This window comes from Pseudonocardia sp. D17, assembly GCF_036984265.1.
Classification (GTDB): domain Bacteria; phylum Actinomycetota; class Actinomycetes; order Mycobacteriales; family Pseudonocardiaceae; genus Pseudonocardia; species Pseudonocardia benzenivorans.
The window spans coordinates 33,342-51,364 of sequence record NZ_BPRG01000044.1 but is presented as its reverse complement, the minus strand read 5'-3'; the positions used below and the strand labels follow the sequence as shown (position 1 = coordinate 51,364).

At 72.0% G+C, this 18,023-nt stretch carries 14 protein-coding genes; 7 read left to right on the top strand and 7 right to left on the bottom strand.

Translation table 11 applies throughout. The annotated features are described in order from the left end of the window. Positions 1–22: 22 nt before the first annotated feature. The 4 genes from PSD17_RS08330 to PSD17_RS08315 form a co-directional block, all read right to left on the bottom strand. On the bottom strand, positions 23–1,621 hold the full coding sequence (locus PSD17_RS08330; protein ID WP_339122315.1) for a DHA2 family efflux MFS transporter permease subunit: 1,599 nt from the start codon (positions 1,619–1,621) through the stop codon (positions 23–25). Positions 1,622–1,708: 87 nt separating this feature from the next. Beyond that, positions 1,709–3,298 (bottom strand): MFS transporter, encoded by a 1,590-nt coding sequence (locus PSD17_RS08325; protein WP_339122314.1) that lies wholly within the window; start codon positions 3,296–3,298, stop codon positions 1,709–1,711. Positions 3,299–3,400: 102 nt separating this feature from the next. Then, positions 3,401–4,114, bottom strand: coding sequence for a M24 family metallopeptidase (locus PSD17_RS08320; protein WP_339122313.1), 714 nt, complete (start codon positions 4,112–4,114; stop codon positions 3,401–3,403). 35 nt (positions 4,115–4,149) lie between these two features. Further along, on the bottom strand, positions 4,150–4,839 hold the full coding sequence (locus PSD17_RS08315) for an HAD family hydrolase (protein ID WP_013674791.1): 690 nt from the start codon (positions 4,837–4,839) through the stop codon (positions 4,150–4,152). 121 nt (positions 4,840–4,960) lie between these two features. Here PSD17_RS08315 and PSD17_RS08310 point away from each other — a divergent pair, with 121 nt between their 5' ends. Then, positions 4,961–5,815 carry an SDR family NAD(P)-dependent oxidoreductase gene (locus PSD17_RS08310; protein WP_339122312.1) on the top strand — a complete coding sequence of 285 codons (855 nt, stop codon included), beginning with the start codon at positions 4,961–4,963 and terminating at the stop codon, positions 5,813–5,815. On the opposite strand, the gene PSD17_RS08305 is transcribed toward PSD17_RS08310, so the two are convergent. Next, the gene (locus tag PSD17_RS08305; RefSeq protein ID WP_013674792.1) at positions 5,812–7,062 is read right to left on the bottom strand and encodes a CaiB/BaiF CoA transferase family protein; all 1,251 of its coding nucleotides are present in this window, start codon (positions 7,060–7,062) and stop codon (positions 5,812–5,814) included. The genes PSD17_RS08310 and PSD17_RS08305 overlap by 4 nt on opposite strands. A gap of 180 nt (positions 7,063–7,242) precedes the next feature. Here PSD17_RS08305 and PSD17_RS08300 point away from each other — a divergent pair, with 180 nt between their 5' ends. From PSD17_RS08300 to PSD17_RS08285, 4 genes are all read left to right on the top strand, one after another. Next, positions 7,243–9,240: a helix-turn-helix domain-containing protein gene (locus PSD17_RS08300; protein WP_339122311.1), complete on the top strand. Its 1,998-nt coding sequence runs from the start codon at positions 7,243–7,245 to the stop codon at positions 9,238–9,240. A gap of 228 nt (positions 9,241–9,468) precedes the next feature. Continuing rightward, positions 9,469–9,720, top strand: coding sequence for a hypothetical protein (locus tag PSD17_RS08295; protein ID WP_013674794.1), 252 nt, complete (start codon positions 9,469–9,471; stop codon positions 9,718–9,720). A gap of 28 nt (positions 9,721–9,748) precedes the next feature. Next, entirely contained in the window at positions 9,749–11,785 is a 2,037-nt protein-coding gene (locus PSD17_RS08290) for a hydantoinase/oxoprolinase family protein (RefSeq protein ID WP_013674795.1), read from the top strand. An 11-nt stretch (positions 11,786–11,796) separates the two neighbouring features. Beyond that, positions 11,797–13,764, top strand: a complete 1,968-nt coding sequence (locus PSD17_RS08285; RefSeq protein WP_013674796.1) for a hydantoinase B/oxoprolinase family protein — start codon at positions 11,797–11,799, stop codon at positions 13,762–13,764. 173 nt (positions 13,765–13,937) lie between these two features. Here the strand turns inward: PSD17_RS08285 and PSD17_RS08280 are convergent, their stop codons facing one another. Beyond that, complete coding sequence (locus tag PSD17_RS08280; protein ID WP_013674797.1) at positions 13,938–14,720, bottom strand: SDR family NAD(P)-dependent oxidoreductase; 783 nt, start codon at positions 14,718–14,720, stop codon at positions 13,938–13,940. 163 nt (positions 14,721–14,883) lie between these two features. Here PSD17_RS08280 and PSD17_RS08275 point away from each other — a divergent pair, with 163 nt between their 5' ends. After that, positions 14,884–16,401 (top strand): acyl-CoA synthetase, encoded by a 1,518-nt coding sequence (locus PSD17_RS08275; protein ID WP_013674798.1) that lies wholly within the window; start codon positions 14,884–14,886, stop codon positions 16,399–16,401. Here PSD17_RS08275 and PSD17_RS08270 read toward each other — a convergent pair. Further along, positions 16,382–17,077 (bottom strand): TetR/AcrR family transcriptional regulator, encoded by a 696-nt coding sequence (locus PSD17_RS08270; protein WP_013674799.1) that lies wholly within the window; start codon positions 17,075–17,077, stop codon positions 16,382–16,384. The genes PSD17_RS08275 and PSD17_RS08270 overlap by 20 nt on opposite strands. 194 nt (positions 17,078–17,271) lie before the next feature. On the opposite strand from PSD17_RS08270, the gene PSD17_RS08265 reads away from it, so the two are divergent. Then, on the top strand, positions 17,272–18,021 hold the full coding sequence (locus PSD17_RS08265) for an SDR family NAD(P)-dependent oxidoreductase (protein WP_013674800.1): 750 nt from the start codon (positions 17,272–17,274) through the stop codon (positions 18,019–18,021). Positions 18,022–18,023 lie beyond the last annotated feature (2 nt).

Genomic DNA, 18,023 nt, shown 5'->3' with positions numbered 1-18,023 from the left:
GTTCCGGATCAGCGTCACGAGGTCAGTGCATCATGACCGGCGCGCCGGTGTCGGTCGCGTCGTCCTCCTCGAGCGGTTCCGGCTTGCGCTTGGGCAGCAGCACGAGGGCGACGACGAACGCGACGGCGACGAACGCGAGCGCCCACCAGAACGTCTGGCCGAACGCCGTGGCCTGGATCCCGAGGATCTGGGCCTGCACCTCGGGCGGCAGCGCGGCGAGCCCGGCGGGCGAGGAGCCCGCGCCGGCGGCCGGGCCGAAGGCCTCGGTGAGCTTGTTCGTCGCGATGACGTACAGGATGACCGTCATCAGCGCGGTGCCGATCGAGGCGCCGACCTGCTGGGTGATGTTCAGCGTCGTGCTCGCGTTGGCGATCGAGCGGCGGCGCAGCGTCTGCAGGGCGCCGGTGAACGTCGGCATCATCGTGAAGCCCATGCCGACACCCATCACGAACAGGGCGATGCCCAGGTGCCAGTACGACGTGTCGGCCTGCAGCCCCGTCAGCCACCAGAACGAGCCGCCGATGATCGCCAGGCCGACCGGGACGATGCGGCCGACACCGGTGCGGTCGGCCAGCTGGCCGGCGATCGGCATCGCGAGCATGGCGCCGATGCCCTGCGGCGCGAGCAGCAGGCCGGTGTCGAGCGCGGTCTCGAGGCGGACCGTCTGCAGGTAGATGGGCAGCAGCAGCATGCCGCCGAACACTGCGATGATCATCAGAATCATCGTGACGATCGAGGCCGAGAACACCTTGTTGGCGAACAGCCGCAGGTCGATCAGCGGCTGCGGGGTGCGCAGGGCGTGCCACACGAAGCCGACGAGCAGGACCGCGCCGACGGCCATCGGAGCGATGACCTGCGCGTGGCCGAAGCCGTGCTGCGAGCCGTACTCCGCGAAGCCGTAGATCAGCAGCGCGAGGCCGGGGGAGAGCAGCGCCAGCCCCAGGAGGTCGAGCTTGCCGGCGATGCCCTTGCCGTCGCGCGGCAGGATCCGCGCGGCCAGCAGCAGCCCGATGACACCGATCGGCAGGTTGATGAAGAAGATCCAGCGCCACGAGAAGCTGTCGACGAGCCAGCCGCCGAGGATCGGGCCGCAGATCGGGCCGAGCAGCATCGGCACGCCGATGATCGACATCACGCGGCCGACGCGGTGCGGGCCGGCGGCGCGGGTCAGGATCGTCATGCCGACGGGCATGAGCATGCCGCCGCCCAGACCCTGCAGGACGCGGAAGACCAGCAGCGACGTGATGTCCCACGCGAGGCCGGCGAGCACGGAGCCCGTGACGAACAGCGCGATCGAGATCATGTAGATCCGCTTGGTGCCGAACCGGTCGCCGGCCCAGGCCGTGAGCGGGATGACGGTGGCCAGCGCCAGGGTGTAGCCGGTGGCGATCCACTGGATCGTGGTCAGCTCGACGCCGAAGTCGCGCTGCAGCGTCGGGATGGCGACGCTGACCACGGTGACGTCGAGGATCGACATGATCGCGCCGATCACGACGACGGCGGCGATGGCGAGCACCCCGCGGTCGAGCTTGTCCGAACCCGCCTCCGGGGCGGCCGCGGGAGCCGCGGGAGTCGGGTCCTCGGGCAGTGCGCTCTGCCCGGAGTCAGGGGTGGTCGACATGGTCTCCTCTTAAGCGGAAGGACTCTCTCCGGATGGACCGTAGCGGGATCGGGTGATGCGCGGCCAACCGGTTTTCGGTGGCCTCGATCACGCTTCGACGATGCAGCCGTCGCGAGCGGGTACAGGATCGGGCTCGGGTGAGCCGGACGTGGCCGGCCGGTCACGCAGGGCGACTGCGGCGACGACGGCGATCAGCGCGGCGACGACGGCGGCGACGCCCGAGGTCAGCTGCAGTCCGGCCACGAACGAGGCACGCGCCGTCGCGAGCAGCGCCTCGGCCGTCGGTCCCGGCAGCCCGCCTGCCACGGCGACGGCGCCGCCGAGGGTGTCGCGGGCCGCGGCGGCGGCGTCGGCGGGCAGCCCCACCGGCAGCCCCGACGCCACGCCCGCACGGTAGAGGGCGGCACCGACACTTCCGAGGGCCGCGATGCCCAGCGCGCCGCCGAGCTCTGCCGCCGTCTCCGAGACCCCCGACGCCGCACCGGCCTTCTCCGCGGGCGCCGACCCGACGACCAGCTCCGTCGTCAGGCCGAAGACCGGACCCATGCCGACCGCCACGACCACCGAGGCCACGACGAGCACCGTCAGGCCGTGGTCGACGGCGACGAGGGTGAGCAGGCCCAGGCCCACGGCGGCACCCGCCAGGCCGACCGCGACGACCGTCGCGGGCCGGAACCGGGCGACGACGCGCGGCCCCGCCTGCGATGCGATCACGAACGCGACCGCCGACGGCAGCGACCACAGTCCCGCCACCAGCGGCGACAGCCCGACGACGAGCTGTAGGTACTGCCCGACGAACAGGAAGTAGCCGACCATCACGAAGATCGCCGTGAAGTTGACGACGAGGGCGCTGCGGAACGTGCGGATGCCGAACAACCGCACGTCGATCATCGGGTCGGCGAGGCGGCGCTGCCGCCGCGTCCACAGCACCCCGACGACCACGCCGCCGACGACCGCCGCCGCCGAGGTCACCGTCGCGCCGTCCTGGACGAGCTGCTTGACCCCGTAGACGACCGCGAGCAGCGCGGTGACCGACATGCCGACACTGAGCAGGTCCAGCCGGCCGGCGCCCGGGTCGCGGTACTCGGGCAGCACCTTCGGGCCGAGCACGAGCAGCGCGCCCATCACCGGAAGGGCCAGCAGGAACACCGCGCCCCACCAGAACCGCTCCAGCACGAGGCCGCCCAGTACCGGGCCGACGGCGCTGCCCGCGGAGAACGCGCCGATCCAGATGCCGACGGCCCGCGAGCGCTGCCGCGGGTCGGGGAACATCGCGAAGATCAGCGACAGCGTCGACGGCGCCACCGTCGCGCCCGTGAGGCCCAGCAGCGCGCGGCTGACGATCAGCATCTCCGGTGTCGTCGAGAACGCGGCGAGGACCGAGACGGCGCCGAACGCGGCGGCGCCGACGAGCAGCAGCCGGCGCCGGCCGATCCGGTCGCCGAGGGTGCCCATCGTGACGAGCGCACCGGCCACCATGAAGCCGTAGACGTCGATGATCCACAGCAGCTGGGTGCTGCTGGGGCGCAGGTCCTCGCTCAGCCGGGGCACCGCGAGGTGCAGCACGGTGAGGTCCATGACGTAGAGCAGGCAGGCCAGCGACAGCACCGCCAGGCCGATCCACTCGCGCCGGCCGGCGCGGCGCGGCGCTGTCGGGGCGTCCGGGGTGGTGTGCATGGCGGGGGTCCTTCGGAGCGGGCGACGGTGTCACCGGCTCTGACGCCCCCCGCCCCCGCAACTCATCGCCCCGGCCGGCACCGGTTCGCCGGCGCCCCGCGGTCAGTGGCCCCGCGCGGTGCGGCGCAACGTCAGCAGCTGCTCGTGGAAGCCGCCGATGCGGCGCTCCCGGTCGACGAGGTGCACCTCGAGGATCCAGTGGCACCGCCGGCCGGACCTGTCGGTGCGCCGCATGGGGTTCGGGTTGCCCGGAGCGATGTAGCTCTCGATCCGCGCACCGTCGACGAGCTCGTGCGGGAACTCGCCGACGAGGTGCCCGCTGTGCGCGCCGCCGAACTCCCAGCCGGCCTCGGTGGCCAGTTGGCAGACGTGCGCGTACAGCTCGGCCCCGGTGACGTCGGGACGGTCGTCGAACCACGCGGCCGCGGCGTCGAAGATCCGCGGGAGGTCGTCGCGCAGGCGGTGCTTCACGGGGTCGTCGCCGAGGACGTAGGTGCGGCCGAAGTCGGCCTCCCACTCGGCGAAGATCGGCCCGAGGTCGAGGAAGACGATGTCGTCGTCGGTGAGGGTGCGGTCCGGCGGGTTCGCCCGGTAGGGCGCCAACGTGTTCGGGCCCGAGCGCACGACGCGCTTGTGCCAGTGCCTGCCGACGCCGAACAGGTCGGCGGCGAGGTCGCGCACCCGGTCGCTCACGGCGGACTCCGCCACGCCGGGCTCGATCAGGCCGCGGCGGGCGACCTCGTCGAACAGCTGCTCGGCCTTGTCCTCCGCGGCGACCAGCTCGGCCGCGCGGACGTCCTCGTCGATCCCGCTCACGCCCCGGGTCTAGGGACGCGGGCCCGGTCCGCGGCTCACGCGGGCAGGTCCAGCAGGCCCGCGACGACGCCGTCGAGCTGCTGTGCCGTGACGTGCGGGGGCAGCACGGTGTCGGGTACCCGGCCCTCCAGGCGCAGCGCCAGCCCGCCGAGCAGGCCCGCTGACATCGCGCCGTGCACGTCCCACGAGTGCACCGCGACCAGCGCCGTCGCCGCGGGGTCCGAGCCGACCTGCGCGCACGCCCACTCGTACACCCGGGCGGGCGGCTTGAACGAGCCCAGCACCTCGCAGGAGTGCACCCCGGCGAGCAGGTCGCGGGCCCCGGCCGCGGTCAGCGCGCTCTCGGCCGCCGCGGCCGAGCCGTGGGTGAACGCGTGGGCGGGGACGCCGGCGTCGGCGAGCAGCCGCAGCGCGGGCAGCAGGTCGGGCTGGGCGGGCAGCGTCGCGAAGCCGTCGAGGACGTGCCCGACCTGCGCGTCGGTGAGATCGACCCCGGAGGTGCGGCGCAACATGTCCGCGGCGACCGCGCGGAACGGGGGCGCCCCGCCGGCGAGGGTCATCGCCATGCCCTGGTGGATCAGCCGCGCGAAGAAGAGGTCGACGTCCGAGGCCGGACGGCCGATCGCGGCGAACCGTTCCGCCAGTCCCTCGAGCTGCAGGCACGTCTCGAAGACGTCGAAGAGCACGAGCTCGGGGCGGCGCGCGGGTGCGGGTGAGGAGGTCATGCCCCGATCCTGCACCGCGCGCCGTCCACGGGTCGTGCGGTACCGCCGCGGTGCACGGGAGCGCTCCCATCACCGCGTGCGGACGCAGGCGCGCGCCGCGCCCGGCGGCGAGCATCGGGGGATGGAGCAACGATCGCAGGTCGTCCTCGTCACCGGCGCCGCGCGCGGGATCGGCCTCGCGCTCGCGCGCGGCTTCCTCGCGGCGGGCGACGCCGTCGTCGCGGCCGACCGGGACTGGGCCGGGGCGCCGGGGGCGGCGGCCGAGCTGGAGTCGGCGGGGAACGCGCTGGTCACCGGGATCGACATCACCGACGCCGTGACCGTCGACGCCGCCGTCGGTGCCGCGCTGGACCGGTACGGCCGGCTGGACGTGTGCGTCAACAACGTCGCGCTGCGCCAGCGCGACCTGTTCCCACCCGCCGGGCTGGCCGGTGTGCTGGAGGCCGCCGACGCCGACTGGGAGGCCATGTGGCGGGTGAACGTCATGGGCACCCTGACGGTGACCCGCCGTGCGGTCGCGGCGATCCGCGCGGGCGGTCGCGGGGGAGCGGTCGTCATGGTCTCGGCGGGCGGCGCGGCGACGACGCGGCAGCCCGACGGCAGCTGGCGGGCGGCCTCGGAGGTGCCGCGCAACCAGCCCTACGAGGCGTCGAAGGCGGCCGTCGACAGCATGGCGTTCACCCTCGCCGCGGACCTCGCGCCCGACCGGATCGCGGTCAACGTCGTCTTCCCGGGCCCGACGCGCACGACCGGGTCCGACGAGATGGCCACCGCCCGCGCGGCGACGGGGTTCGTCAACGAACCGATGCTGCGTCCCGAGCACGTCGTGCCGGCAACCGTGCACCTGGCTGCGTCCCGTCCGCCCAGCGGCGTCACCGGCTGCGCCGTGCTGGCCCCGGACTGGAACGCGCGCAACGGCTTCGGCGACGAGACCCGCTGGCTCGCCGCCGAGCCCGCCCGGGGTGACCGCAGCTAGACGACGCCCGCGGCCTTCAGCTGCGCGATCCGCTCGTCGGACATCCCGCCGAACGAGCGCAGCAGCATCTCGGTGTGCTCGCCCACCCGTGGCGCGACCCCGCGCGCGTCGGCCGGCGTGAGGCCCAGCTTGATCGGCGTGCCGAGCATCCGCAGCTCGCCGAGCCCCGGGTACTCCACGTCGACGATCATGTCGCGGGCCGCGGTGTGCGGGTCGGCGACGATCTCGTCGACGGTCTTGATCGCCGACAGCGGGACGTGGTCGGCGGCCATCTCCTCGAGCTCGGCCTTCGTCCGCCCGGCGAACCAGCCCCGCAGCAGCGGGTGCACGCGCTCCTCGTAGACCGTCGCGTCGAACCGCTTGGCCATGGTGTCGATCTCGGGGTCGTCCGCGAGCTCGGGCTGCCCGAACATCGCGCAGGTCAGCCGCCAGAACTTGTCGGTGTAGCCGCCGAAGAAGACGTACCCGTCGGCACACGGGTAGAGCTCGTAGGGCCGGACGAAGGGGTGCGCGTTGCCCAGCGGCGAGGCGATCTTCTTCTCGACGGTGTAGGACACCACCGAGCTCTCCGTCAGCGTCATGACCGAGTCCTGCTGGGAGACGTCGACGAGCTGGCCCTCACCGGTGTGCTCGGCGTGTCGCAGCGCGGCGAGGGTGCCGATCACGGCGTACATCGTCGCGGCCATGTCGCCGATGATCGTGCCGACCCGCACCGGCGGGCGGTCCGGGTAGCCGTTCTGCGCCCACAGCCCGCCGGTCGCCTGCGCGCTGTTGTCGTAGGCGGGCCGGCGCCGGTAGGGACCGGTCTGCCCGTAGCCGGAGATGGCGGTGTAGACCAGCCGCGGGTTGACCGCACGCAGGTTCGCCTCGCCGACACCGAGCTTGTCCATCACGCCCGCGCGGAAGTTCTCGACGAGGACGTCGGAGCGGGCGACGAGCTCGCGCAGCACCTCCTTGCCCTCCTCCGAGGACAGGTCGAGGGTCAGTCCGAGCTTGTGCCGGTTGTACTGCGCGAAGTAGGCGCTGAACCGGGAGTCCTCGTCGTCGGCGTTGCCGACGAACGGCGGGAAGTCCCGCGCGTAGTCGGGCTCCTTGGGGTTCTCGATCTTGATGACGGTGGCGCCGAGATCGGCCAGGATCATCGAGCAGAACGGACCCGCGACGACGCGCGTGATGTCGAGCACCACGACTCCCGACAACGGCCGGCGGCTGTTCGCCGAATCCGGATCGGTTGCGCTGCTGTCCATCCTGCCTCCGCTCAGCTCGTGATTTCCGACCTGACGACCGGGTCACCGTACGGGCGGGCGCGGAGCCGGGAGTATGGGTGATCCGCCCATAGCTCCACGCCTTCAGGTGGGTCCTCTGTGTCGCGGCGCACAGATGTGTGTCAGATTGAGGGCGGAACCACCGACCGCGCGGAGGCGACGTTGCCACTCTCGGGGACCGTCCGGCAGGCCGACCCGACGCAGCCCAGGCTGCCCGAACCGATCACCGGCCGCGACATCGCGGCCCGCCAACGGATGTCCGTCGACGGCGTACTGGCGCTGCTGCGCACGATCCGCGCCGACGCGGGCCCGGCCCGCGGCGTCGCGGGCCTGCTCGCCCACGAGGACCTGCGGGCCGACGTGCTGGCCCTGCTCGAGGACGAGGTCCTGCGGGTGCAGGCCACGGTCACCCGGCTGGCCCGGCGCGAGCACGAGCTCTCGGCCCTCTTCTCCTCCGCACGCGAGCTCGCCGAGGAGCGCGAACCCGCGCTGCTGCTGCGCCGGCTGGTGCAGCGGGCGTTCGACCTCATCGGCACCGACGTCGCCTACGTGGCCTCGTTCGAGCAGCCGAGCGGCGTGCTGATGATCCGCGAGGCGGTCGGTTCGGTGACGCCGGAGCTGATGGGCGTGCGCGTGCCGCCGGGCAAGGGCCTGGCGATGAAGGTCGCGCAGAGCCGCGCGGCGTTCCGCAGCACCCGCTACATGACCGATCACGGCATCGAGCACGACGACGAGGTCGACGCGGTGATCGCCGGCGAGGGCATCGTCTCGATGGTCGGGGTGCCGATGCTCGCGGGCGACGAGGTCCTGGGCGTGCTCGTCGCGGCGAACCGCTCGCTGCGCACGTTCACCACCGAGGAGATCGCGCTGCTGTCGGCCTTCGCCGACCACGCGTCGGTGGTGCTGCAGACGGCGCGGCGGCTCGACGAGGCCGTCGCCTCCGCCGCCGCGGCCGAGAGCGCCTGCGCGGAGCTGACCCGCCAGACCGCCGCGATGGAGCGCACCGCGGCCGTCCACTCCGAGCTGACCGCCGCGGTGCTGCGCGGTGGCAGCGCCGAGGAGGTCGCCGGGATCCTCGGTGGGGTGCTGCGCCGGCGCGTGCGCATCCTCGACCGCCGTGGCACCCCGCTGGCCGACTCCGCGGGCGCGGCCGTCGTCGACGAACCGGCCGAGGACGGCGACCGGCCGGGCTTCCCGGGTCCGATCGCCGCGGCGCTGCGGGAGAGCAGGCGGACCGGCCAGTGCGTCCCCGTGCACGAGCCCGGTTCGGGGCTCGCCGTCGCCGTCGTGGCGGGGGAGTCGCTGATGGGCGCGATCCTCGTCGACGACGGCGAGATCGCGCTGACCCCGGCCGACCGGCGGACCGTCGAACGGGCCAGCCAGATCGTCGCACTGCTGACGCTGCGCCAGGAGGCCGTGGCCGACGCCGAGGAACGGGTGCGCGGGGAGCTGGTGTCCGACCTGCTCGGCGCCCGCTCGGTCTACCGGCACGAGCTGCTGCTGCGGGCCCGCTCGCGCGGCATCCGGATCGACGACCTGCGCACGCCCGTCGTCGTCACCGTCGATCCCGAGTACCGCCGGGCCGCCCTGCGGGCGGCCCACGACATCGCCCCGGCGGCCCTCGCGGGCGAGCACGAGGGCAGCGTCGTCGTCCTGCTCCCCGACAACCCGTCCGAGGCGGCGGAGCTGGTCCGGGCCCGGATCGCGGCGACGCTGGGCGCCCCGGTGCTCGTCGTCGCGGGGCCCGCAGGCTCGCCCGAGTCGCTCGCCGACCGCTTCGACCTCGCCCGGCGCTGCGCGCGGCTGCTGGTGGGGCTGGGCCGCACCGACACCGCCGCCACGACCGACGGCTACGCGCCCTACCTGGCGCTGTTCGGGTCCGGCCGCGAGGACCTCGGCGCCTTCATAGAGCAGACGCTGGGGCCCGTCATCGCCTGGGACGCCGAGCGCGGCACCGAGCTCATCGCGACGCTGCTCGGCTTCATCGAGGCGAACGCGAGCCCGACGCGGACCGCGCGCAACCTCGGCCTGCACACGAACACCGTGCTGCAGCGGCTCGACCGGATCACGACGCTGCTCGGCGAGGCGTGGCGTGACCCCGAACCACTCTTCCGGATCTCCATCGCGGCGCGGCTCCACCAGCTCTCCGGCGCTGTGTGAACGACGATTCCCCTGGTGGGGGCGCACCATGGGGAATGAGCCCACTCATTCCGGCTCATCTGTGGTGGATCGGCCCATGGCCGGGTCGGACGCCGTCGCCATATGGTCCGGCTCACACGGCGTTCTGCCTGGCACGTGTCGTCTCTGCCGGGCCGGGGCTGCCGACGACAGAAGAGAACGACGACTCACCACGGAGTCGACAGGGTCGTACGACAACAGGAGGACGACGTGACAGACGGACCCACTCCGGCCCCCGGGCTCAGCGTCGAGCGCGAGGACGTCTCCGAGGAGGAGCTCCGTGAGCTGGGGGTCGACACCTCCGGGGCGCCCGCCTCGGACTTCAAGCGGTATCCCGTGCTCTCCGAGGGCGGCTGGTACATCGTCATCAAGAACCAGAAGACGATGGAGACCGTCCACAAGGAGAAGTGGACCCTGCTGGGCCCGGTCAAGCTGGTGACCGACGGCCTCCACATCGCCTGACGGCCACGACGAGAAGGAGCGACATCTCATGAGCATGATCGGAGTGGACGTCGGCGGTACCTTCACCGACGTCGTGGCCATCGAGGACGGCCAGATCAAGACCGTCAAGGTCTCGACCGACGTTCGCAACACCCACCTCGCGGTGCTCGAGGGCGCCCGCGAGGCCGGTGTCGAGAACGCCACCGTGTTCAACCACGCGAGCACCCACGGCCTCAACGCCGTCATCACCCGGCGGCTGCCCAAGATCGCCTTCCTGACGACGCTGGGCCACCGCGACATCCTCGACATCGGCTCGAGCTACCGGCCGCTGGACGCGCTGACCGACGCGAGCTGGCGCCGCGGCTTCGGTGACGCCATGCGCCCGCTCGTTCCCCGCTACCTGCGGCGCGGCATCCGCGAGCGGCTCAAGACCGACGGCAGCGCCCTGATCCCGCTCGACGAGGCACACGCCCGCGAGGAGCTCGCGGTCCTGCGCAAGTGCGGTGTCCAGGGCGTCTCGATCTGCCTGATCAACGCCTACGTCAACCCCGCCCACGAGCAGCGGCTGCGCGAGATCGTCCACGAGGAGCTCGGCGCCGACATCCCGGTGTCGATCTCCAGTGAGACCTCGCCGCTGGCCAAGGAGTGGGCACGCGCGTCGACCACGACGATCGACGTGTTCATGAAGCTCATCTACCACGACTACACCAAGAAGCTCGGCGACGGCCTGCGCGAGCAGGGCTTCACCGGCGACTTCAACTACGCCAACTGCGCCGCGCAGCTGCTCAACGCCGACATCGCGATGGAGCAGCCGTTCGAGATCGTGTTCGCGGGCCCCGCGGCGGGCACGATGGCCAGCGCGCACTTCGGCAAGCTGATCGACCGCGGCAACCTGCTCTGTGTCGACCTCGGCGGCACGTCCTGCGACATCTCCATGGTGTCGGGCGGCGACCCGTACGTGAACACGACGTTCCTGCTCGAGCACGACCTGATCGTCAACGCCCTCTCCAACGAGGTCGAGTCGATCGGTGCGGGCGGCGGCTCGCTCGTGACGATCTCGCCCAGCGGCGAGGTCCTGGTCGGCCCCGGTTCGGCCGGCGCGGACCCGGGCCCGGCGTGCTACGGCAAGGGCGGCACCCAGCCCGCGACGACCGACACCCTGATCATGATGGGTGTCATCGACCCGAAGACGTTCGCCGGTGGCCGGATGTCGCTGGACCCGGCGCTGTCGGAGCGGGCGTTCCACGACCTCGACGCCCCCCAGCTGTCGCTGCACCAGCGGGTCAACTACGCGTTCAACATCGGCATCAACAACATCGCCGAGGGCGTCACCAACATCGCGATCAAGCACGGCATCGACCCGCGCGACTACAGCCTCGTCGCGTTCGGTGCCGCCGGCCCGATGCTGCTGCCCGCCTGCCTCGACCTCGTGCACGCCCGCGACGTCATCGTGCCGCCGCACCCGGGCCTGTTCTCCGCGCTCGGCCTGGTCTCCTCCGACCAGGTCTACGGCGACAGCCGCAGCTCCTACGTGATGCTGACCCACGAGGCGGCCGACTCGATCAACACGATCTACGCGCAGATGGAGGCCAAGCTGCGCGAGCGCTTCGACGACACTGCGGCCAACGTCGAGTTCGTGCGCTCCATGGACGCCCGCCTCGCGGGTCAGACCTGGGAGACCCCGTTCGTCTCCGTGCCCTCCGGCGAGATCACCGCCGAGAAGGTCGACGAGATGATCGAGACCTTCCACCAGGTCTACGAGTCTCGTGCCGGCAACCGCTTCGACGGTCTGCCGGTGCAGGCGGTCACCTACCGGGTGGAGGCCGTCATCAAGGTCGACAAGGTCGACTACCCGCGGCTGGAGAAGGGCGACGGCGCGCTGCTCAAGCCCGAGTCCACGTTCGAGCTGCGGTACCTGACCGACGAGCCGGTCACCGCCGGGCGCTACCAGCGGGAGACGTTCAAGGCCGGCGACCGTATCGAGGGCCCCGCCGTGATCCACGAGGCGCTCTCCACGACGTTCATGCTGCCCGGCCAGGTTGCCGAGGTCGGCGAGTACGGCGAGCTGCGGATCACCAGGGCCTGAGGGAGGACCAGATGACCGATCTTGGAGTGGGAAAGACCCCGATCAAGGACCTCACCGACGCGGAGTTCGAGGCGCGGTACAACTGCGACCGCTACACCGCGACGGTGCTGTCGAACCGCATGCGCTACATCGTCGAGCACATGTGCACGAACCTGCTGCACCACGCGTTCTCGCTGATCCTGCGCGACTGGTACGACTTCGCCGCGACGATCTCGGGCCCGGCGTCGATGAACTACCCCATGTCGACGGTGTCGAACTCCCTGGTGCTGTTCTCCGGCGCCATGGAGCACGCCGTGCGCAACGCGGTGGAAGAGTACGGCCCGGAGAACCTCAAGCCGGGCGACGTGCTCATGGTCAACGACCCGTACCGGGCCGGTAACCACGTCAACGACATCTGCTTCATCCGGCCCGTCTTCCACAACGACGAGCTCGTCACGTTCATCGCCCTGCGGGCCCACCAGCTCGACATGGGCGGCATCGTGCCGGCCGGTTTCTCGGCGACGAAGAAGGACGTCTACGAGACGGGCCTGGTCATCCCGCCGATGCTGGCCTACGAGAACGACCAGCCGGTGCAGCACTCGTTCCACCTGATCTTCAACAACGCCCGGTACTGCGCGCTGCTGCTGCCGGACATGATCACGATCTACCAGAACCTGCTGCTCGGCGAGCGGCTGATGAAGGAGAGCCTCGAGCGCTACGGCGCCGACGCCTGGCTCGGCGCGATCAACTACAGCGTCGACGTGCCGGCCGAGTCGATGGCCTCGGCCATCAAGGCCCTGCCGGACGGCGTGTACGAGGGCAGCGACCTCGTCGACGCGGACGGCATCGACGACACGCTCGAGTACGAGATCAAGGTCAAGATCACCAAGGCGGGCGAGCGCCTGGAGGTCGACTTCTCGGGCACGTCGCAGCAGGCGCGTACGTCGATCAACGCGGGCGTGTTCGACACGCTCACCGCGGTCGGGGTCGCACTCAAGTACGTGCTCGACCCGAAGACGGCGTTCAACTCCGGCGCCTACCGCAACGTCGACGTCGTGCTACCCGCCGGCACCATCTGTTCGGCGACACCGCCGGACGGGCCGGTCTTCCTCTACTGGGAGGCCGCGCAGCCGGTGCTGTTGGCCATCTTCAAGGCGCTCGAGCCGGCTGTCGGTGAGAACGCGGTCGGCGGCGACTACGGCTCGCTGTCGATTCACAACGGCCACGGCGTGCTGCCCGACGGGACCCCGTGGGTCACGGTCGCGCAGTGTGGTGGCGAGCACGGGCCGTGGGGCGCCACCAAGACCGGTGACGCCGACTCCTACGGCGGCTTCTACATGGCCAACAACCTCGACCCGGCCACCGAGGCCATCGAGTCCGAGCTGCCGATCGTGGTGCTGCGCAAGGAGTACGTGCCCGACACCGCGGGTGTCGGCTACAACCGCGGTGGTGCGTCCGTGCTGCGCGACAGCATGTACCTCACCGAGGCGCACCACACCTCGAGCCCGGTGCACACCAAGCGCTCCTCGGGCGCGGGCGTGCACGGCGGCAAGGACGGCCGCAACGGCGCCACCTGGCTGTTCTCGGCCGAGGGCGGGTTCGACGTGGCCCAGCGCAAGGACCTGATCCCGGTGCTGGACCCGGAGGCCTACCGTCAGTCGACGCCCGTCTCCGGCATGCTCGACCCGGACACCAAGGCGATCGACGTCGAGAAGGGCGAGTACTTCTGGTTCGGGGCGAACCCGTTGTGGCACACCAAGCCCAACGACGTGTTCCGCTACATCACCTGCGGCGGCGGTGGCTGGGGCAACCCGTACACCCGCGAGCCGGAGCGGGTGCTGGTCGACGTCCGTGACGAGTACATCTCGATCGAGGCCGCCGCGCGCGACTTCGGCGTGATCATCACGGGCGACCCCCAGAAGGACCCGGAGGGTCTGCAGATCGACCAGCAGGCGACCGAGGCGCGCCGGGCCGAGCTCCGCGCGGCGGGTATGGCCTGACGGTCGGCACGGACGACGCCGGGATGGGTGCCGACGCAGCCACCCGTCCCGGCGTCTCCCCGGACGGCGACGCCGGGACGCACGACTCCGCTCGCGGGGCCGTCCGTCCCGGCGTCCGTCTTCTCCCGCCTGCAGTGCCCGGGCATGCCGGACGGGCCCGGACCCGGTGGGGCTCAGCGCTTGTCGGGGATCCCGTCGTAGGTGCGCCACGTCGGCGCCACGAGCCACCCGGCGTCGACGGGCAGGTTCACCCCGGTGATCGCGGAGGCCTCGTCGGAGGCGAGGAAGCACACCGCCTTGGCGATCTCGTCGGCGTCGACCATCCGGCCGAGTGCCGACTCGCCCGCGAGGTTCGAGGGGTCGCGCTCGCCGCGCTCGATCCGCTCCCGCAGCAGCGGGGTGAGCGTGTAGCCGGGGGCGACGGAGTTGACCCGGATCCCGGAGCGGCCCCACTCGGCGGCGAGGTCGGCCGTCATCGCGATCACGCCGGCCTTGGCCGGGGTGTAGGCGTGCAGCGGCATCGAGCGCATACCGGCGACCGAGGCGATCGTGACGATGCTGCCCTGGCCGCGCACGGCCATCCGGCGCCCGAACTCGACGGCGCACAGCCAGGTGCCGCGCAGGTCGACGCGGAAGACCTCGTCCCAGTCGGCGACGTCGTAGTCCTCGGGCGGCGTCGGGCGCTGGGTGATGCCGGCCGAGGTCACGAGGACGTCGACGGCGCCGATCTCGCGCTCGATCTGCTCGGCGACGGCCGCGACGTCGGGCGCCGAGCCCACGTCGAGCGCCACGGCGTGTCCGCCGAGGTCGTCGGCCACCGCCGTCGCGCGTGCCGGGTCGAGGTCGGCGATCACGACGGCGGCGCCGCGCTCGACGGCGAGCCGGGCCACGGCTTCGCCGATGCCGCTCGCGCCGCCGGTGACGACGGCGACGCGGCCGGAGAGGTCGGAACTCATCGGGGCCTCCTTTTACTTCGGACGTCGGACTGCTTCGGACGTCGAACGACGGCGGCCGCGGCCCTCGCATCGCCCGCGAGGGTCCTCGACCGGGGCCGGTCGCCACAGGTAGGTTTTGTCGAACGAACGGTACAGGAAACGACTCGACGAGGAGTGCCCGACGGTGTTCGATCTCGCCCGCGTCCTCGACCACCACGTCGCCCGCGATCCCGGCCGCGAGGTGCTGGTCCACGGCGACCGACGCATCGGCGCAGCGGAGCTGGCCGCGCGCGTGGACGCGGTCGCCGCCGGCCTGGCCGCCCTCGGTGTACGGACCGGCGAGGTCGTCGCCCTGTTGACCTACAACCACGTCGAGTTCCTCGAGACGGTGCTGGCCGCGGGCCGGCTCGGCGCCGTCGTGCTGCCCCTGAACTACCGGCTCGCCCCCGACGAGTGGCGCTACATCCTCGACAACGCGGGCACCGTGGTGCTGGTCACCGAGGAGGAGTTCCGCGGACGGATCGACGAGCTCGCCCCGGCGTTGCCGACCATCCGTCATCGGGTGCTGCTCGGCGCGGGGGCGCCCGAGGGCTGGATCGCCTACGAGGCACTCGTCGCCGACGGTGCCGGCGCGCCGCCGGTCCCGCCGGGGATCGTCGACGACGAGCACACCCTGGCCCGGCTGATGTACACGTCCGGCACGACGTCACGGCCCAAGGGCGTGCGGATCACCCACGGCAACGTCGCCTGGAAGAACCTGGGGCTCATCGTCGAGCTCGGGCTCTCTGCCGACGACACCGTGCTGGTCTGCGGCCCGCTCTACCACTGCGGTGGCCTCGACCTGCCGGGCCTGGCCGCGTTCCACATGGGCGCGCGGCTGGTGCTGATGCGCTCGTTCGACGCCGCCGGGGTGCTCGACGCGATCGAGCGCGAGAAGGTCGGCATCGTCTGGCTCGCGCCCGCGATGATGAACGCGGTGCTGCAGGTGCCCGATCTCGCCGACCGGGACACGACGTCGGTGCGCTGCATCATCGGCGGCGGCGAGAAGATGCCCGAGCCGGTGGTGCGCCGCATCCTCGAGGCGTTCCCCAACACCTGGTTCGCCGATGCCTACGGGCTCACCGAGACCGTCTCCGGCGACACCGTCCTCGACCGCGAGCACAGCCTGTCCAAGATCGGGTCGGTCGGCAGGCCGATCCCGCACGTCGAGGTGCGCATCGTCGACGAGCAGGGTGCCGAGGTGCCCGCGGGCGAGCTCGGCGAGATCGCGCTGCGCGGACCCAAGGTGTTCGACGGCTACTGGCGCGACGAGGAGGCGACGGCCAGGGCGATCCGCGACGGCTGGTTCCACACCGGCGACATCGGCCGGCTCGACGCCGACGGCTTCCTCTACGTCGAGGACCGACTCAAGGACATGATCATCTCCGGTGGCGAGAACATCGCGACCCCCGAGGTCGAACGCGTCCTCTACGAGCACCCGGCGGTGCTGGAGGCGGCCGTCGTCGCGATGCCGCACGAGCGCTGGGGCGAGGTGCCGCGCGCGGTCGTCGTGCTCAAGCCGGGGGAGCGGGCCGACGCCGAGGACATCCGCGCGTTCTGCCGGGACCGGCTGGCCAAGTTCAAGGTGCCCGTCGCGGTCGACTTCCTCGACGCGCTGCCGCGGACCCCGTCGGGCAAGGTGCTCAAGCGGGAGCTGCGGTGACCGGCGCGAGCGTCGGCAGGTCCGGGTGCTCGGCGCGGTACCGGGCCGTCTCCTCCTCGATCGTCGAGGGGTCGTACCCGGGGGCGGCGAAGCCGCGGAACAACGTGGCGCAGTACTGCTCGGACAGGTCCTGCACGCTCCACCGTCCCGACGGGCGGACCCATTGGTAGGTGTGGTTGTGCATGTTGAGGAACTGCAGCATGCCCAGGTCGACGTCCATCTCCCGGAACTCGCCCGCGGCGACGGCGGCGGACAGCAGCTCGGTGACGACGCCCTCGAACGCGTGCCGCTGCGCGACGAGCGTGGCCTGGTTCTCCGCCGACAGCTGCCGGTAGTCGTGCTCGTAGACCCAGATGTGGTTGAGCCGCAGCACGATCTGCTCGAGCAGCAGCTCCGAGAGCAGGCGCAGCCGGACGACCGGCCGGACGTCGAGTGCGGCGATCGCGTGCGAGGCCTCCAGCAGCGGCACGAGCACGGCCGACTGGATCTCGACGAGCAGCTGCTCCTTCGAGCCGATGTAGTAGTACAGCGCGCCGCGGGCGAGACCGACGGCGTCGCAGATCTCGGTGATGCCGGTCGCGGCGTAGCCACGGCGGGCGAACAGCTCGGCGGCGGTGTCGATGATCTCCCGGCGCCGCGGCTCGAAGGCAGAGCCGTGGCCTGGTGGTCGGGGCATCTCTCCTCGCTACCGGTCCGCGCGGACCTTCGGCGGGCAGGGGGGTGCCCGCTCGGACACCGGCGATCCTACGCGGCCCGCGCGGGCGGCCCGACCGCACGCGTGGCACGGCCCGGCGGATGCTCCGACCGGACCACACCCGACGGACAGGTTCCGGCTCGCCCGGGACGGACGAACAGAGAGGTGGCACAGCCATGGCGGAGAACGGGATCAGCGGCGCGGTCGACCTGACCGGTCAGGTCGCGGTCGTGACCGGCGGCGCCCGCGGGATCGGCCAGGCCACGGCGCTGGCGTTGGCGCGCGAGGGAGCCGACGTCGTCGTCGGCGACATGCTCGACACCGAGGAGACCGTCCGGCGCGTCGCGGCACTGGGCAGGCGCGCCACCGGGCTGCGCACCGACATCACCAGCTCCGCGGACGCCGCCGCGCTGGTGGCGGCGGCGACCGAGGGCTTCGGCCGCGTGGACGTGCTGGTGACGTGCGCGGGCGTCTACGGCGAGGGCGCGCTCGACGTCGACGCCGAGGAGTTCGACCGGGTCTACGCCGTCAACACCAAGGGCACCTACCTCGCCATCCAGGCCGCGTGGCCCGCGCTGGAGGACGGCGGCGGCAAGATCGTCTGCATCGGGTCGATCGCGGGCAAGATCGGCGGCGTGCTGGCCGGTCCGCAGTACGCCGCGAGCAAGGGTGCGGTGCACGCCATGGTGCGGTGGTTCGCCAAGTACGGCGCGGGACGCGGGGTGCTGGTCAACGGCGTCGCGCCGGGTGCCGTCGCCACCGAGATGATCAAGGGCCGTGGCTACCGCGAGGAGGACTGGCCGCTGGGCCGCTTCGCCGAGCCGGAGGACATCGCCGAGGCCGTGGTCTACCTCGCGGCCCAGGGCTCGAACTTCATGACCGGCAAGGTGCTGTCGGTCGACGGCGGCCTGCTGCTGCAGGACTGAGC

Bases quoted from the DNA above. Each gene is read 5' to 3' on its own strand.
- PSD17_RS08330 (WP_339122315.1), bottom strand. From the start codon at position 1,621: ATGTCGACCACCCCTGACTCCGGGCAGAGCGCACTGCCCGAGGACCCG.
- PSD17_RS08325 (WP_339122314.1), bottom strand. From the start codon at position 3,298: ATGCACACCACCCCGGACGCCCCGACAGCGCCGCGCCGCGCCGGCCGG.
- PSD17_RS08315 (WP_013674791.1), bottom strand. From the start codon at position 4,839: ATGACCTCCTCACCCGCACCCGCGCGCCGCCCCGAGCTCGTGCTCTTC.
- PSD17_RS08310 (WP_339122312.1), top strand. From the start codon at position 4,961: ATGGAGCAACGATCGCAGGTCGTCCTCGTCACCGGCGCCGCGCGCGGG.
- PSD17_RS08305 (WP_013674792.1), bottom strand. From the start codon at position 7,062: ATGGACAGCAGCGCAACCGATCCGGATTCGGCGAACAGCCGCCGGCCG.
- PSD17_RS08290 (WP_013674795.1), top strand. From the start codon at position 9,749: ATGAGCATGATCGGAGTGGACGTCGGCGGTACCTTCACCGACGTCGTG.
- PSD17_RS08285 (WP_013674796.1), top strand. From the start codon at position 11,797: ATGACCGATCTTGGAGTGGGAAAGACCCCGATCAAGGACCTCACCGAC.
- PSD17_RS08280 (WP_013674797.1), bottom strand. From the start codon at position 14,720: ATGAGTTCCGACCTCTCCGGCCGCGTCGCCGTCGTCACCGGCGGCGCG.
- PSD17_RS08270 (WP_013674799.1), bottom strand. From the start codon at position 17,077: ATGCCCCGACCACCAGGCCACGGCTCTGCCTTCGAGCCGCGGCGCCGG.
- PSD17_RS08265 (WP_013674800.1), top strand. From the start codon at position 17,272: ATGGCGGAGAACGGGATCAGCGGCGCGGTCGACCTGACCGGTCAGGTC.